16 protein-coding genes are annotated in these 15189 nt (G+C 52.8%); 9 read left to right on the top strand and 7 right to left on the bottom strand.

The window, feature by feature from the left end:
* Window positions 1-9 precede the first annotated feature (9 nt).
* Complete coding sequence (tsgA, locus tag ACK8NJ_RS01810; RefSeq protein ID WP_097439521.1) at window positions 10-1191, bottom strand: MFS transporter TsgA; 1182 nt, start codon at window positions 1189-1191, stop codon at window positions 10-12.
* Window positions 1192-1461: 270 nt separating this feature from the next.
* On the opposite strand from tsgA, the gene ppiA reads away from it, so the two are divergent.
* The 5 genes from ppiA to argD all read left to right on the top strand — a co-directional run bounded on the left by ppiA (window position 1462) and on the right by argD (window position 4799).
* Window positions 1462-2034, top strand: coding sequence for a peptidylprolyl isomerase A (ppiA, locus tag ACK8NJ_RS01815; RefSeq protein ID WP_000477225.1), 573 nt, complete (start codon window positions 1462-1464; stop codon window positions 2032-2034).
* A 104-nt stretch (window positions 2035-2138) separates the two neighbouring features.
* On the top strand, window positions 2139-2306 hold the full coding sequence (locus ACK8NJ_RS01820; protein WP_000736860.1) for a YhfG family protein: 168 nt from the start codon (window positions 2139-2141) through the stop codon (window positions 2304-2306).
* A complete protein-coding gene (locus ACK8NJ_RS01825; protein ID WP_001280645.1) occupies window positions 2296-2898 on the top strand; it encodes a putative adenosine monophosphate-protein transferase Fic in 603 nt (200 codons plus the stop codon). Before ACK8NJ_RS01820 ends, ACK8NJ_RS01825 begins: the two co-directional genes overlap by 11 nt.
* A gap of 31 nt (window positions 2899-2929) precedes the next feature.
* Entirely contained in the window at window positions 2930-3493 is a 564-nt protein-coding gene (pabA, locus tag ACK8NJ_RS01830) for an aminodeoxychorismate synthase component 2 (protein WP_001551743.1), read from the top strand.
* Window positions 3494-3578: 85 nt separating this feature from the next.
* On the top strand, window positions 3579-4799 hold the full coding sequence (gene argD / locus ACK8NJ_RS01835; protein ID WP_033870494.1) for a bifunctional acetylornithine/succinyldiaminopimelate transaminase: 1221 nt from the start codon (window positions 3579-3581) through the stop codon (window positions 4797-4799).
* 66 nt (window positions 4800-4865) lie between these two features.
* Here the strand turns inward: argD and ACK8NJ_RS01840 are convergent, their stop codons facing one another.
* Complete coding sequence (locus tag ACK8NJ_RS01840; protein WP_001295162.1) at window positions 4866-6956, bottom strand: YccS/YhfK family putative transporter; 2091 nt, start codon at window positions 6954-6956, stop codon at window positions 4866-4868.
* A 50-nt stretch (window positions 6957-7006) separates the two neighbouring features.
* The gene (gene crp / locus ACK8NJ_RS01845; RefSeq protein ID WP_000242755.1) at window positions 7007-7639 is read right to left on the bottom strand and encodes a cAMP-activated global transcriptional regulator CRP; all 633 of its coding nucleotides are present in this window, start codon (window positions 7637-7639) and stop codon (window positions 7007-7009) included.
* Between the two features lie 301 nt (window positions 7640-7940).
* Between crp and ACK8NJ_RS01850 the strand changes: the two genes are divergently transcribed.
* The gene (locus ACK8NJ_RS01850; protein WP_001148908.1) at window positions 7941-8345 is read left to right on the top strand and encodes an OsmC family protein; all 405 of its coding nucleotides are present in this window, start codon (window positions 7941-7943) and stop codon (window positions 8343-8345) included.
* 54 nt (window positions 8346-8399) lie between these two features.
* On the opposite strand, the gene ACK8NJ_RS01855 is transcribed toward ACK8NJ_RS01850, so the two are convergent.
* From ACK8NJ_RS01855 to ACK8NJ_RS01870, 4 genes are read right to left on the bottom strand one after another with little or no spacing between them, the layout of a single operon-like run.
* Complete coding sequence (locus tag ACK8NJ_RS01855) at window positions 8400-9269, bottom strand: phosphoribulokinase (RefSeq protein WP_001274680.1); 870 nt, start codon at window positions 9267-9269, stop codon at window positions 8400-8402.
* Window positions 9270-9322: 53 nt separating this feature from the next.
* Window positions 9323-9541 (bottom strand): YheU family protein, encoded by a 219-nt coding sequence (locus tag ACK8NJ_RS01860; RefSeq protein ID WP_000907085.1) that lies wholly within the window; start codon window positions 9539-9541, stop codon window positions 9323-9325.
* The gene (locus tag ACK8NJ_RS01865) at window positions 9535-10557 is read right to left on the bottom strand and encodes a hydrolase (RefSeq protein WP_000057394.1); all 1023 of its coding nucleotides are present in this window, start codon (window positions 10555-10557) and stop codon (window positions 9535-9537) included. Before ACK8NJ_RS01865 ends, ACK8NJ_RS01860 begins: the two co-directional genes overlap by 7 nt.
* Window positions 10557-12470 carry an ABC transporter ATP-binding protein gene (locus tag ACK8NJ_RS01870; RefSeq protein WP_042002854.1) on the bottom strand — a complete coding sequence of 638 codons (1914 nt, stop codon included), beginning with the start codon at window positions 12468-12470 and terminating at the stop codon, window positions 10557-10559. Before ACK8NJ_RS01870 ends, ACK8NJ_RS01865 begins: the two co-directional genes overlap by 1 nt.
* A gap of 130 nt (window positions 12471-12600) precedes the next feature.
* Here ACK8NJ_RS01870 and kefG point away from each other — a divergent pair, with 130 nt between their 5' ends.
* Genes kefG through ACK8NJ_RS01885 form a run of 3 tightly spaced genes read left to right on the top strand, consistent with a single transcriptional unit; the run spans window position 12601 to window position 15167 of the window.
* Window positions 12601-13152 (top strand): glutathione-regulated potassium-efflux system ancillary protein KefG, encoded by a 552-nt coding sequence (kefG, locus tag ACK8NJ_RS01875; protein ID WP_001297514.1) that lies wholly within the window; start codon window positions 12601-12603, stop codon window positions 13150-13152.
* Window positions 13152-14957 carry a glutathione-regulated potassium-efflux system protein KefB gene (kefB, locus tag ACK8NJ_RS01880; RefSeq protein WP_000399111.1) on the top strand — a complete coding sequence of 602 codons (1806 nt, stop codon included), beginning with the start codon at window positions 13152-13154 and terminating at the stop codon, window positions 14955-14957. Before kefG ends, kefB begins: the two co-directional genes overlap by 1 nt.
* A gap of 9 nt (window positions 14958-14966) precedes the next feature.
* Window positions 14967-15167: a YheV family putative zinc ribbon protein gene (locus ACK8NJ_RS01885; protein WP_001007730.1), complete on the top strand. Its 201-nt coding sequence runs from the start codon at window positions 14967-14969 to the stop codon at window positions 15165-15167.
* Window positions 15168-15189 lie beyond the last annotated feature (22 nt).

A 15189-nucleotide genomic window follows, 5' to 3' on the forward strand; every position in this document is an offset into this window, starting at 1 on the left:
CATGAGCAATTAATGAGAGGTCAGGGTGTTATGCTGACGGTGACGGCTGACGAAACCTAACAGGAAGCACATCACAAAGACGACAGCGTACAGACCGTTTGCTGTAAGCAGTGCCGCCTGTGGACCGCTATGTTCAACAATCGGCCCGGTAACCACAAAGGTCAACATAGTACCGATGGTCCCGCAGGTCAGGACAAAGTTAACCAGTTTTGGCGACGGTACTTTGGTCTGCTGTGAACCCAGGGTGATGATGGTGGTATAGATCGCGCTGGAGAAGAAGCCCAGGGCGAGAATTGACCACGCCATATGTGTCGGTGTTCCGGTGTTAAAGACGTACATCAGAATCGCAGCCAGACCAGCCAGTACGGTCAGGATACGTTGCAAATCAAAGAAGCGAAGAATAAAGCTGAACGCCCACATGCCGACCATATATGACATCCAGAAGTTACTCACCAGCGTGCCAGCGTCGTTCAGGCTCATGCCCAGGCCTTTGGCATACTCCGGCACCCAGGAGATAAAACCTAACTGACCGAGGATGTAGCACAGCGCCGCAACAGAGAGAAACAGCACGCCGATCCCCCACTTTTCTTTCTCTACCGGAGCATCCGTTTTTGGTGCATGTTTGCCCAGTGCCGGGAACTCACAACCGAAGGTCAGAATAAAAATAGCGACATACACCAGCCCGATGCAGGCATAAACCCAGTACCACTCAATGCTGCGCGCCAGTAGAAACGCGGCGATCATTGGGAAAATCATCCCGGCCATACTGAAGAAGGAGTCGGTAAATAACAGGCGGGAACCGCGCTGACGCCCTTCATACATTTGTGTTATCAGGAATGTACCAATCGACATGGTGATGCCGCTGACCACCCCGAGAATGAACATCGCCGCCGAGAACAGCGCCAGGCTGTGGCTGAACATCAAACCGGCAACCGCCAGCACCATCAGGAGAAAGCCAAAACGTAACTGCGTTTTCAACGGGACGATTTCCATCAGCCAGGCGTTGAGGAAGATAGAGATTAAAATGCCGGCGTTGAGGAAGGTGAAGGTGTTACTCATACTGGAAACAGGCAGATTGAAATAATCGGCGATATTTCCCATCACCATCCCGGTGACAATAACCAACGCACCAGTCAGTGCGTAGGAGAGAAAGCTAATCCATGTGAGCTTGATGCGATTGCTGTTAGTCATGATTGGCCTGCGTTCAAAAATAAAATGGCATAGCGGGCTATGCCGCGAGCGGGCGATTTTAGGTGATTTTGTGATCTGATTAAATGTTTTATTGCAATCGGTTGCTAAATTGCATCTTAAGAGGTGATTTTGATCACGGAATAAAAAGTAATCGTCAGGTTACATATATTTCAGATACGTAAAATTAGGTAAAGGGATGGCCTTGTTCTTGAAGGCTATTTAGAATCTCTTCACTTGCTTTTTTTCTGCTCTGTTTGTTAAGGAAATCTCATGTTCAAATCGACCCTGGCGGCGATGGCTGCTGTTTTCGCTCTTTCTGCTCTTTCTCCCGCAGCAATGGCAGCGAAAGGGGACCCGCACGTATTGTTGACAACCTCAGCTGGTAACATCGAACTGGAACTGGATAAACAAAAAGCGCCAGTGTCTGTGCAAAACTTTGTCGATTATGTGAACAGCGGTTTTTATAACAACACTACCTTTCACCGCGTCATTCCTGGCTTTATGATTCAGGGCGGCGGTTTCACCGAGCAGATGCAGCAGAAAAAACCAAACCCGCCAATCAAAAATGAAGCCGATAACGGCCTGCGCAACACGCGTGGCACCATCGCGATGGCGCGTACCGCTGACAAAGACAGCGCCACCAGCCAGTTCTTTATCAACGTTGCCGATAACGCCTTCCTTGACCACGGTCAGCGTGATTTCGGTTACGCGGTATTTGGTAAAGTGGTGAAAGGCATGGACGTTGCCGATAAGATTTCCCAGGTGCCGACTCATGACGTTGGTCCGTACCAGAATGTGCCGTCAAAACCGGTAGTTATCCTTTCCGCTAAAGTCCTGCCGTAATGATTTCTCGCGCGGGCAATCTTGCCCGCGCTTCTGCTCTCCCGGCGTAACCCGGATTTGCCGCTTATACTTGTGGCAAATGGACACGTTCAGGGAGGCATCAAGTGAAGAAACTCACCGATAAGCAAAAGTCCCGTCTCTGGGAGCTTCAGCGTAATCGTAATTTCCAGGCCAGTCGCCGTCTTGAAGGCGTCGAGATGCCTTTAGTCACTCTTACTGCCGCAGAGGCTTTAGCGCGCCTTGAAGAGCTGAGGAGGCACTATGAGCGATAAATTCGGCGAAGGGCGCGATCCGTATCTTTATCCTGGCCTTGATATCATGCGTAACCGGCTGAACATCCGCCAGCAGCAGCGGCTGGAACAGGCCGCTTACGAAATGACGGCGCTGCGTGCTGCGACCATTGAGCTTGGTCCGCTGGTGCGCGGTTTACCGCATTTGCGCACTATCCATCGCCAGCTGTATCAGGATATTTTCGACTGGGCGGGGCAATTGCGTGAAGTTGATATTTATCAGGGCGATACGCCGTTCTGCCACTTTGCCTATATCGAAAAAGAGGGCAATGCCCTGATGCAGGATCTGGAGGAAGAAGGTTATCTGGTTGGCCTGGAGAAAGAGAAGTTCGTCGAGCGGCTGGCACATTACTATTGTGAAATCAACGTGCTGCATCCCTTTCGTGTGGGAAGCGGACTGGCACAGCGGATCTTCTTCGAGCAACTGGCGATTCATGCGGGCTACCAACTGAGCTGGCAGGGTATCGAAAAAGAGGCCTGGAATCAGGCAAATCAGAGTGGGGCAATGGGGGATCTCACCGCACTGCAGATGATATTTAGCAAAGTGGTAAGCGAAGCCGGGGAATCTGAGTAAAATAGCGCGGTTCTTTCGTACCGGAGCCGCCATGATCCTGCTTATAGATAACTACGATTCTTTTACCTGGAACCTCTACCAGTACTTTTGTGAACTGGGGGCGGATGTGCTGGTTAAGCGCAACGATGCGTTGACGCTGGCGGATATCGACGCCCTTAAACCACAAAAAATTGTCATCTCACCCGGACCCTGTACGCCAGATGAAGCCGGGATCTCGCTTGACGTTATTCGCCACTATGCCGGGCGCTTGCCGATTCTTGGCGTCTGCCTCGGTCACCAGGCAATGGCGCAGGCATTTGGCGGCAAAGTTGTGCGCGCCGCAAAGGTCATGCACGGCAAAACCTCGCCGATTACACATAATGGTGTGGGCGTATTTAAGGGGCTGGCAAATCCACTTACCGTGACACGCTACCATTCGCTGGTGGTGGAACCTGACTCATTACCTGTGTGCTTTGAAGTGACGGCCTGGAGCGAAACCCGCGAGATTATGGGTATTCGCCATCGCCAGTGGGATCTGGAAGGTGTGCAATTCCATCCAGAAAGTATTCTTAGCGAACAAGGACATCAACTGCTGGCTAATTTCCTGCATCGCTGATTTCTGATTGCTATTAAGTGATTTTTTATGCATATTTTGTGATTATAATTTCACATTGGTTTATGCGTAACAGGGTGATCATGAGATGGCAATTGAACAAACAGCAATTACACGCGCGACTTTCGATGAAGTGATCCTGCCGATTTATGCTCCGGCAGAGTTTATTCCGGTAAAAGGTCAGGGCAGCCGAATCTGGGATCAGCAAGGCAAGGAGTATGTCGATTTCGCGGGTGGCATTGCAGTTACGGCGTTGGGCCATTGCCATCCTGCGCTGGTGAACGCGTTAAAAACCCAGGGCGAAACTCTGTGGCATATCAGTAACGTTTTCACCAATGAACCGGCGCTGCGTCTTGGGCGTAAACTGATTGAGGCAACGTTTGCCGAACGCGTGGTGTTTATGAACTCCGGCACGGAAGCTAACGAAACCGCCTTTAAACTGGCACGCCATTACGCCTGTGTGCGTCATAGCCCGTTCAAAACCAAAATTATTGCCTTCCATAACGCTTTTCATGGTCGCTCGCTGTTTACCGTCTCGGTGGGCGGGCAGCCAAAATATTCCGACGGCTTTGGGCCAAAACCGGCAGACATCATCCACGTTCCCTTTAACGATCTCCACGCAGTGAAAGCGGTGATGGATGATCACACCTGTGCGGTGGTGGTTGAACCGATCCAGGGCGAGGGCGGTGTGACGGCAGCGACGCCAGAGTTTTTGCAGGGCTTGCGCGAGCTGTGCGATCAACATCAGGCATTATTGGTGTTTGATGAAGTGCAGTGCGGGATGGGGCGGACCGGCGATTTGTTTGCTTACATGCACTACGGCGTGACGCCGGATATTCTGACCTCTGCGAAAGCGTTAGGTGGCGGATTCCCGATTAGCGCCATGCTGACCACGGCGGAAATTGCTTCTGCGTTTCATCCTGGTTCTCACGGTTCCACCTACGGCGGTAATCCTCTGGCCTGTGCAGTAGCGGGCGCGGCGTTTGATATCATCAATACCCCTGAAGTGCTGGAAGGTATTCAGGCGAAACGCCAGCGTTTTGTTGACCATTTGCAGAAGATCGATCAGCAGTACGATGTGTTTAGCGATATTCGCGGTATGGGTCTGTTAATTGGCGCGGAGCTGAAACCACAGTACAAAGGTCGGGCGCGTGATTTCCTGTATGCGGGCGCAGAGGCTGGCGTAATGGTGCTGAACGCCGGACCGGATGTGATGCGTTTTGCGCCGTCGCTGGTGGTGGAAGATGCGGATATCGATGAAGGGATGCAACGTTTCGCCTACGCGGTGGCGAAGGTGATTGGGGCGTAAATACGACGCATCAGGCAAAAGATGTCGGATGCGGCGCGAACGCTGTATCTGATGGTTTAGCCTGCATTACGCCTTCGAATCCCGCAACTTGCGACTCAGCCAAATCCCGTGATGCGGTCGCTGACGCCATGCCATCGACGAAATGGTGTGCATGGTGTTCAGATGACCAATAACCCGCTGTAGATGCTGCTCCAGCGTACCTGCCGCGCCTTCGTGCGGCTGCATCTCCGGCGCATCCATGATATTGGCATCGCCGGAACTACCCGGTTCGTCATACTCCAGCCGCTGCTGACAACGCTGAATGGCGATTTCACAAGACTGCAAATATTCTTGCGCCAGTTCAGGTGGCAATGCCCGGTGTTCCCGTGCCAGCGTGGTCATGGCATTGATATGCTCAACAATAAACTGACTGTGCGTTACCCACAGTTTCATATCTGCCAGATAATGGCTGTTGAATGCCGGTTCCTGCATCGCCTGATTCAATGAGTTATACAGAGTGTTATGCGCCTGATTCACCCGCATTCGCTGCCAGGCCAGTGGCGTAGGTTGCGGATCCTCGCTCAGAATCAAACGAATCGCTTCCTGATAGGCTTCTAAAGCGTCATGGGCGTTCTTACGCAATAACCCGCTCTGCCACTGCGGCCACAGCCAGACGGTACCACCGAAAGCAATTAAACAACCAATAATGGTATCGATAAGACGCGGAAGGATGTATTGCTCGCCGTTCAACCACAATAGTTGCAGGGTATACACTGCGGTAATGGTAAAGCCGACCGTCGCCCAGCCGTAGTTTTTGCGCAATATCAGGTAGCTGGCGAGGGTGGTAATCAGCATCAAGGTCAGGGTGTAACCTTCGGGAATTTTAAAGTGCAGCGCCACGCCCGCAATGATTAACCCGACAACGGTTCCCACGGAGCGATTCACAATCCTCAGACGGGTTGCGCCATAGCCATTTTGCGTCACCAGCAATACCGTCATCAGGATCCAGTACGACTTCGGCAGATGCAGCGCGGTGCCCATCAGGCTGGCAACGCTTAACATCACACTGAGTCGTCCGGCATTGCGTAGCGCCGGAGACTTTAGTGACAGATAACTTTTCAGCGCCGGAAGTAACGGCATTCGCCGCTGTTTATCGGCCAGTAAGTCACGGGCATAGAGCGGTTTTTGGGTGCGCAGCACGCGGGCGATGCGGCTGAAATGCCAATAGCAGAATTGCCCAACCGGATTATCCGGATGTTGGCGGGCGATTTTTTCCAGTGCGCCAATTTGCTTTTCCATCGTAAAACGCGTCGGCAGGCGATGGTAAAGAATGTCATCAGCCAGCACGCGCAGGCGAGCGGCGACGGTTTGCGCATTCCAGCGGATAACTTCTTCCGCATGGCTACGCTCGACCAGCTTTTGCACCTCTTCCGGCTGATGCAAACTGACCGAAATATGTTCCTGCAAATCCAGCGCCTCCTGGAAAATACGCAGCATCCGCTTGTAATCGGTATTATTTTGCGCGGAAAGCATATGCATTTGCTGATAGCACTGGGTAATTAGATCGACCGCTTTTTGCTGGCGCACCAGCAGCGGCGGCAGCGCTTTTTCAGGGTCGGTGTGCTGGGTAAGCAGGCTGTATTTGGCTTCACAATAATCTGCCAGTTCACGGTACAGCAGACTTAGTGACTCGCGCAGCGGTTGTTCGCGCCAGATCCAGAACCAAAACCAGTTAAACAATCCGTACCAGAGAGTGCCCAACGCATAGATGAGCAACGGTTCCCAGACCGGCATGTATCCCGCCAGACTGAGGGTAAAAATGGCTGCCAGCAGCGATGCAGGAAGCAATTTTGCGTGCAATGGCCCCAACTCAGCAGTGACGCCAAGTACCAGCGTTAATCCGGTCAGCAAAAAGGGCAGGGGAACATCTTTTGCCAGTAGCAGCTGTGTCAGTAAGCTACAGGTGGCAAACAGCGACGCACCAATGATTAAGCGTTTGAAAAAACGTTTATGAGGCGTATCAAGGCCCGCAATATTGCAACAGGCAGGAACGAGAGAGAAGAGCAGACCGAATCGTAATTCGCCAAGCATTAACCCAACGGCCACGGGCAAACATAGCACCAGCGTTTGTCGCAGTGCATAGTTAATATCGGGGTGATAAATCAGTCTGCGCCACATCGGGGGAAACAAAATGGCGCGCTACCAGGTAACGCGCCACTCCGACGGGATTAACGAGTGCCGTAAACGACGATGGTTTTACCGTGTGCGGAGATCAGGTTCTGATCTTCAAGCATCTTCAGAATGCGTCCCACGGTTTCACGAGAACAGCCGACAATCTGACCGATTTCCTGACGGGTAATTTTGATTTGCATACCGTCCGGGTGAGTCATAGCGTCTGGTTGTTTTGCCAGATTCAGCAGAGTCTGTGCAATGCGGCCCGTCACGTCGAGGAACGCCAGGTTGCCCACTTTCTCTGAAGTGACTTGCAGACGACGCGCCATCTGTGCAGACAGACGCATCAGAATGTCCGGGTTTACCTGAATCAATTGGCGAAATTTTTTGTACGAAATTTCAGCCACTTCACAGGCGGTTTTCGCACGTACCCATGCGCTACGTTCCTGGCCCTCTTCAAACAGGCCCAGTTCGCCAATAAAATCACCCTGATTCAGATAGGAGAGGATCATTTCTTTACCCTCTTCGTCTTTGATCAGCACTGCCACAGAGCCTTTAACGATGTAGTACAGCGTTTCCGCTTTTTCACCCTGGTGAATAAGCGTGCTCTTGGATGGGTACTTATGAATGTGGCAATGAGACAAGAACCATTCGAGAGTCGGGTCTGTTTGCGGTTTGCCAAGCACCATGCGCGGTTATCCTCTGTTATAAGCTTTCTCCAGAGCCAGATAACGCCGCTGTCTCTGGATTGCCGAAATATGCTTCCCGCTACCTGGGAAGGGGCTATCAACTGTACTGCACGGTAATGTGACGTCCTTTGCATACATGCAGTACATCAATGTATTACTGTAGCATCCTGACTGTTTTAGCATAGCTTTCGCTTTGTGTCTCCTGGTGTCTCGCTTCAGCATGACCCAGGTCGCCTTCCGTTGCGCGATTTGGTTAGTACGCGTACTCTGTCAGGAAAATTGACGCAGTGGAGTAGCAAAAATGCAAGCGCGAGTGAAGTGGGTCGAAGGGTTAACTTTTCTGGGCGAATCCGCCTCTGGTCATCAGATTTTAATGGACGGCAACTCAGGCGATAAAGCACCAAGTCCGATGGAAATGGTGTTGATGGCGGCGGGTGGTTGCAGTGCCATCGATGTGGTTTCGATCCTGCAAAAAGGGCGTCAGGATGTGGTCGATTGTGAAGTAAAATTGACCTCTGAACGCCGCGAAGAGGCACCACGCCTGTTTACGCACATTAATCTGCATTTTATCGTCACCGGTCGCGACCTGAAAGACGCAGCGGTTGCGCGTGCGGTTGATCTCTCTGCCGAGAAATATTGTTCAGTGGCGTTGATGCTGGAAAAAGCGGTGAATATTACTCACTCGTATGAAGTGGTTGCCGCGTGATTTAACTATCCCGTTGTGAAGCCGGATAGTATTTTATCCGGCATAATAGCAAAGTTACTCGATTTTCTTTCCTTCCATCAATCGTTGCACCAGCGGCAGCATAATTAATTCCATTGCCAGACCCATTTTGCCGCCGGGCACCACTAACGTATTGATGTGGGAAATGAATGAGCCTTGCAACATCGCCAGCAGCCAGGGGAAATCGATCCCTTCCAGATTACGAAAATGGATCACCACAAAGCTTTCATCCAGCGACGGGATACCTTTTGCCGCGAACGGGTTTGAAGTGTCGACGGTGGGAACGCGCTGGAAGTTAAGATGGGTGCGGGAAAACTGCGGTGTGATGTAGTTGATATAGTCTTCCATTGAACGCACTACTGAGTCCATCACTGCTTCTCGTGAGTGCCCGCGCTCGCTGGTGTCGCGGATCAGTTTTTGAATCCACTCAAGGTTAACGATAGGCACCACGCCGACCAGTAAATCTACATGCTGCGCAACGTTATGCTGTGGTGTGACGACACCGCCGTGTAAACCTTCATAAAACAGTACATCAGTGGGTTCCGGTAAAGGTTGCCATGGGGTGAATGTCCCCGGTACCTGATTCCACGGTACGGCTTCGTCGTAGGTATGCAGATATTTGCGAGATTTCCCTTTGCCGCTCTGACCATATTCAATGAAGGTTTGTTCCAGCAGGCCAAAGTCGTTCGCTTCGGGGCCGAAGTAGCTGATATGCCGCCCGGCGTCGCGCGCTTTGCGGATCGCCATGTCCATTTCCGGGCGGGTGTAACGGTGAAAACTGTCGCCTTCCACCTCGGCTGCATGCAGATTTAACTGCGCGAATATTTTACGAAACGCGAGGCTGGTGGTGGTGGTCCCCGCGCCGCTGGATCCTGTTACCGCAATGACCGGATGTTTGGCAGACATAGTAACTCCATGACTTAGCTATCATTATTATCTCGTCCGCCGACGGTTGCAGGTTATTCGCGAAACTGACTGCGCGGCATGATATTGACCGTTTCGTGCAGCTCTGACCATACCAGCACCGCTTCTCCGCACTGTAGCTGGCGTTTGACGTCGGCGACTTTCTGTTCAAGTGTACGCTCATGTTCACCATAATCGGTGCCTTCACGTAACACAAAGCTTTCAATTAAATTTTCCAGCGTTTCGGGGGAGAGGTCTTGCCACGGAATCAACATGATTTCGCCTCCAGATACGTTGTTAACCAGTCAGGAATGCGTGACTCCAGCCACATTTGCGGATGAAGTAATGTACCGCCAATAAAGCCAACATGACCGCCATGTTCAGTCAGTTGATACTCCACCTGCGGGGGGAGACTTTCCGGTTTCGGGATCACCTGATGATCCATAAACGGATCGTCTTTGGCGTGAATAATCAGCGTCGGTTTGGCGATCCGGTTCAGCATCGGCATGGCGCTACACTGACGATAATAGTCGATAGCGTCAGCGTAGCCGTGAATTCTGGCGGTGATGAGATCGTCAAATTCACGGATGCGACGTACCGATTTTAACTGCGCGAGATTAATCGGCAGCGTACCGGGGTAGGCCGCCAGCTTGCGCGCAGCATTGGCTTTTAACAGGTTCAGCAAGTAACGCTGATAAACGCGGGAAAAGCCCTTTTCCATATGGTAACTACAGGCCTCCAGCATAAACGGCGCAGAGACAATCACCGCGGCATCAACCGGGAGATCATTGCCTTCTTTTGCCAGCAAACAGGCCAGCATATTACCGCCGAGCGAATAGCCGACGGCAGCCGTTGGCGCATGACCAAATTCGCGTTGCAGCCAGCGTAAAAACCAACTTGCGTCTTCGGTTTCGCCCGAATGGTAAATGCGGTGCATACGGTTTGGTTCACCGCTGCATCCGCGAAAATGCATCACCACGCCCAGCCAGCCGCGCTTTTGCGCCGCCTCAACCAGACCGTGGGCGTAAGGGCTATTGAGACTGCCTTCCAGCCCGTGAAACACCACTAAACGCGGTTTATGTTTCGCCTGTGCGGGGTCTTCACTCCACGCGAGATCGACAAAATCGCCGTCGGGCAACTCCAGTCGCTGCCAGTGTGGGGTGAATTTCACCTGACGACGAAACAGACGCGGCAGCATGGTTTGTAGATGACAATTGCTAAAGCCGCGCATGGGGGTGAATTCAGCACTGCTGCTGAATTCATTGGCATCGGTCGTCGTTATCTGCGCCATCAGTTGCTTTGGCCTTCCAGCAGCATCTGCTCAAGCTGCTCCTGGGCTTCCAGCCACGCCATTTCGCACTCTTCCAGGCCGGATTTGGCGCTGGCTTGCTGTTGCAGGCAGGCGGTCAGTTCTGCTTTACGGCTTTGATCGTACAGTTCGCTGTCGCCGAGTTTCTCTTCCGCCTGCGCCAGCTGTGCGTTCAGCTTTTCCATCTCTTTTTCCAGACGGGCAATCTCTTTACGCAGTGGCTGGGTTTGCGCACGCAGCTCCGCTTCCCGACGCTTCTGATCTTTACGTGCCTGGGCGCTGTTCGCGTTCTCTTTTGGCGCGTCGTCGGCCTGGTTTTCCTGCTTTTGTACGTCGCTCAACCACTGTTGATAATCTTCCAGATCGCCGTCGAACGGTTCGACTTTACGATCGTGAACCAGGTAGAGATCGTCAGTGGTGGAACGCAGCAAATGACGGTCGTGCGAGACGACAACCAGCGCGCCTTCGAACTCGATTAATGCTTCGGTGAGTGCCTGACGCATGTCGAGGTCAAGGTGGTTGGTCGGTTCGTCGAGCAGCAGCAGATTCGGACGCTGCCAGACGATTAATGCCAGCACCAGGCGGGCTTTTTCCCCACCGGAAAAGCGGCGCGTTTCTTCCGTCACTTTATCGCCCTGGAAACCAAAGCCGCCGAGGTAGTCACGCAGTTTTTGTTCCAGCTCCTGCGGCGCTAAACGTGCCAGATGTTGAATAGGCGATTCGTCGGCGCGCAGGTATTCCAGTTGATGCTGGGCGAAGTAGCCGAGCTTGATCCCTTTCGCCAGACCAATTTCACCGCTGACTGGCGCAAGTTCGCCAGCTAACAGTTTGATTAATGTCGATTTACCCGCGCCGTTGCGGCCTAGCAAACCAATGCGCGAGCCGGGGACCAGATTCAGTTTAATCGAGTCGAGAATAATGCGATCACCATAGCCTGCGCTGACTTTTTCCATCTTTAATAACGGATTAGGCAGGCTTTCCGGCGCGCGGAAGCTAAAACGAAACGGGTTGTCAACGTGCGCCGGGGCAATCAGCTCCATACGCTCAAGCATCTTAATGCGGCTCTGGGCCTGCTTCGCTTTGGTGGCTTTGGCACGGAAACGGTCGATATAACTTTGCAGATGCGCCACGCGTTCCTGCTGGCTTTCGTACATCGCTTGTTGCTGCGCCAGACGGGTGGCGCGCTGTACTTCAAACGAACTGTAGTTGCCGGTGTACTCGAACATGCTTTGTTGTTCGATATGAATAATTTTATCAACGATCGGATCGAGGAAGTCGCGGTCGTGAGAGATCAGGATCAGCGTGCCCTGATAGCTCTTCAGCCATTTTTCCAGCCAGATAACGGCATCGAGATCGAGGTGGTTAGTCGGTTCGTCGAGCAGCAGCAAGTCTGAACGGCAAATCAGCGCCTGGGCAAGGTTAAGACGCATACGCCAGCCACCAGAGAAATCACTTACCGGGCGCTCCAGTTGTTCATTGCTGAAACCGAGGCCGTGCAGCAGGCTGGCGGCACGGGAGCGAATACTCCATGCGTCAATAGCATCCAGCTTGCCATGAATAGTGGCGATGGCGTGCCCGTCGTTACGTTCGTTGGCGTCGTGTAGCTGCGCTTCCAGTTGACGATATTCACGGTCGCCGTCAATGACATATTCCAGCGCCGCTTGCGGTAACGCCGGCGTTTCCTGATTCACCCACGCCAGTTGCCAGCTTCCCGGAAAGGTGTAGCTGCCGCCGTCGGCGCTGATTTCATTTTTCAGCAATGCCAGCAGGGTAGATTTACCACAGCCGTTTTTACCCACCAGGCCGACTTTCTGCCCGGGGTTGATGGTGGCGGTGGCATTATCCAGCAGGACGCGCACGCCGCGACGAATTTGTAACGAGGAGAAAACAATCATAAGGTGCCGTATGTTCAGACTATGTTAACTTATCATTATGATAATGTAATGTATGGGCGAGCTGCCGCACCGGGCGCAATGGTAGCCCAAAACAGCGACTATACACAAAAACCATACCGGGAGGGGGATGATGTCTCAGCCAGCGAAAGTTTTGCTGCTGTATGCCCATCCGGAATCTCAGGACTCGGTGGCAAACCGGGTACTGCTTAAACCGGCCACGCAGCTCAGCAATGTTACCGTGCACGACCTTTACGCGCACTATCCCGATTTTTTTATTGATATCCCCCGTGAGCAGGCATTACTGCGCGAGCACGAGGTGATTGTCTTTCAGCATCCTCTTTATACCTATAGCTGCCCGGCGCTACTGAAAGAGTGGCTGGACCGGGTATTAAGCCGTGGTTTTGCCAGCGGGCCGGGAGGAAACCAACTGGCGGGAAAGTACTGGCGTAGCGTGATTACCACCGGCGAGCCGGAAAGTGCTTACCGTTATGACGCCTTGAATCGCTACCCGATGAGCGATGTTCTGCGCCCCTTTGAACTAGCGGCGGGCATGTGCCGGATGCATTGGTTGAGTCCCATCATTATTTACTGGGCGAGACGGCAAAGCGCACAGGAGCTGGCGAGTCACGCCAGAGCCTACGGTGACTGGCTGGCAAATCCGCTGTCTCCAGGAGGCCGCTGATGGAAGGTTCCGATTTTTTACTCGCAGGAGTGTTGTTTCTCTTCGCGGCGGTGGCTGCGGTGCCGCTGGCATCGCGGCTGGGTATTGGCGCTGTGTTGGGATATTTGCTGGCAGGGATTGCAATTGGCCCGTGGGGGCTGGGTTTTATTAGCGACGTCGATGAGATCCTCCACTTTTCGGAGCTCGGCGTGGTGTTCCTGATGTTTATCATTGGCCTGGAGTTGAATCCCTCCAAGCTTTGGCAATTGCGGCGTTCGATTTTTGGCGTAGGTGCGGCACAGGTGCTGTTAAGCGCGGCGTTGCTGGCGGGATTATTGATGCTGACGGATTTCGCCTGGCAGGCGGCGGTGGTCGGTGGTATTGGCCTTGCGATGTCCTCAACCGCAATGGCGTTGCAACTGATGCGTGAGAAAGGGATGAATCGCAGCGAATCCGGGCAGCTAGGTTTTTCGGTTCTGCTGTTTCAGGATCTGGCGGTGATCCCGGCGCTGGCGTTAGTGCCGTTGTTGGCGGGGTCGGCAGACGAACATTTCGACTGGATGAAGATCGGCATGAAGGTGCTGGCGTTTGTCGGCATGCTGATTGGCGGGCGCTATTTACTGCGTCCGGTATTCCGTTTTATTGCAGCTTCTGGCGTGCGGGAAGTGTTCACCGCCGCGACGCTGCTGTTGGTGTTGGGTTCCGCATTGTTTATGGATGCGTTGGGGCTGTCGATGGCGCTCGGTACGTTTATTGCGGGCGTGCTGCTGGCGGAAAGTGAATATCGTCATGAACTGGAAACGGCTATCGATCCCTTCAAAGGCTTGCTGCTCGGTTTGTTCTTTATATCTGTCGGCATGTCGCTCAATCTCGGGGTGCTTTATACCCATCTGTTGTGGGTAGTGATAGCTGTGGTTGTGCTGGTGGCGGTGAAAATTCTCGTGCTGTATCTGCTGGCGCGATTGTATGGCGTGCGTAGCTCAGAGCGGATGCAGTTTGCCGGCGTGTTGAGTCAGGGCGGTGAGTTTGCCTTTGTGCTCTTTTCTACCGCTTCTTCACAACGCTTATTCCAGGGTGACCAGATGGCGCTGTTGCTGGTGACGGTGACGCTTTCCATGATGACCACGCCGCTGCTGATGAAGCTGGTAGATAAATGGCTATCCCGCCAGTTTAACGGACCGGAAGAAGAGGATGAAAAACCGTGGGTCAACGATGATAAACCGCAGGTCATTGTCGTGGGCTTCGGGCGTTTTGGTCAGGTGATTGGTCGTTTGCTGATGGCAAATAAAATGCGCATTACTGTGCTGGAGCGGGATATCAGCGCCGTTAACCTGATGCGCAAATATGGCTACAAAGTTTATTACGGTGATGCCACGCAGGTAGATCTTTTACGTTCTGCGGGTGCAGAGGCCGCTGAGTCTATCGTCATTACCTGTAACGAGCCGGAAGACACTATGAAGCTGGTGGAAATATGCCAGCAGCACTTTCCGCATTTGCATATTCTTGCGCGAGCGCGCGGACGTGTGGAGGCGCATGAGTTATTACAGGCAGGGGTGACGCAGTTTTCTCGTGAGACATTCTCAAGTGCGTTAGAGCTGGGGCGCAAGACGCTGGTCACGCTTGGCATGCATCCACATCAGGCACAGCGGGCGCAACTGCATTTTCGCCGCCTGGATATGCGGATGCTGCGAGAGCTTATCCCAATGCATACCGATACCGTACAAATTTCTCGCGCCAGGGAAGCCCGACGCGAACTGGAAGAGATTTTCCAGCGTGAAATGCAACAAGAACGACGCCAGCTGGACGGCTGGGATGAATTTGAGTAGAGGGTAAAGATGGCAATCCGAAAACGTTTTATTGCGGGCGCAAAATGCCCGGCCTGTCAGGCACAGGATTCAATGGCGATGTGGCGCGAAAATAATATTGATATTGTTGAATGTGTTAAGTGTGGACATCAGATGCGAGAAGCAGACAAAGAAGCCCGCGATCACGTTCGCAAAGATGAGCAAGTGATCGGGATTTTTCATCCGGACTAGCGATATGCGCCGAGTTTTTTTA

Source organism: Escherichia sp. F1, assembly GCF_046764225.1.
In the GTDB taxonomy this organism is placed as follows: Bacteria; Pseudomonadota; Gammaproteobacteria; order Enterobacterales; family Enterobacteriaceae; genus Escherichia; species Escherichia coli.

Coding starts and splice junctions, on each gene's coding strand:
- kefG (WP_001297514.1), top strand. CDS start 12,601: ATGTCTCAGCCAGCGAAAGTTTTGCTGCTGTATGCCCATCCGGAATCT.
- pabA (WP_001551743.1), top strand. CDS start 2,930: ATGATCCTGCTTATAGATAACTACGATTCTTTTACCTGGAACCTCTAC.
- ACK8NJ_RS01850 (WP_001148908.1), top strand. CDS start 7,941: ATGCAAGCGCGAGTGAAGTGGGTCGAAGGGTTAACTTTTCTGGGCGAA.
- ACK8NJ_RS01865 (WP_000057394.1), bottom strand. CDS start 10,557: ATGGCGCAGATAACGACGACCGATGCCAATGAATTCAGCAGCAGTGCT.
- ACK8NJ_RS01885 (WP_001007730.1), top strand. CDS start 14,967: ATGGCAATCCGAAAACGTTTTATTGCGGGCGCAAAATGCCCGGCCTGT.
- ppiA (WP_000477225.1), top strand. CDS start 1,462: ATGTTCAAATCGACCCTGGCGGCGATGGCTGCTGTTTTCGCTCTTTCT.
- ACK8NJ_RS01825 (WP_001280645.1), top strand. CDS start 2,296: ATGAGCGATAAATTCGGCGAAGGGCGCGATCCGTATCTTTATCCTGGC.
- ACK8NJ_RS01855 (WP_001274680.1), bottom strand. CDS start 9,269: ATGTCTGCCAAACATCCGGTCATTGCGGTAACAGGATCCAGCGGCGCG.
- ACK8NJ_RS01870 (WP_042002854.1), bottom strand. CDS start 12,470: ATGATTGTTTTCTCCTCGTTACAAATTCGTCGCGGCGTGCGCGTCCTG.
- tsgA (WP_097439521.1), bottom strand. CDS start 1,191: ATGACTAACAGCAATCGCATCAAGCTCACATGGATTAGCTTTCTCTCC.
- argD (WP_033870494.1), top strand. CDS start 3,579: ATGGCAATTGAACAAACAGCAATTACACGCGCGACTTTCGATGAAGTG.
- ACK8NJ_RS01840 (WP_001295162.1), bottom strand. CDS start 6,956: ATGTGGCGCAGACTGATTTATCACCCCGATATTAACTATGCACTGCGA.
- crp (WP_000242755.1), bottom strand. CDS start 7,639: ATGGTGCTTGGCAAACCGCAAACAGACCCGACTCTCGAATGGTTCTTG.
- kefB (WP_000399111.1), top strand. CDS start 13,152: ATGGAAGGTTCCGATTTTTTACTCGCAGGAGTGTTGTTTCTCTTCGCG.
- ACK8NJ_RS01860 (WP_000907085.1), bottom strand. CDS start 9,541: ATGTTGATTCCGTGGCAAGACCTCTCCCCCGAAACGCTGGAAAATTTA.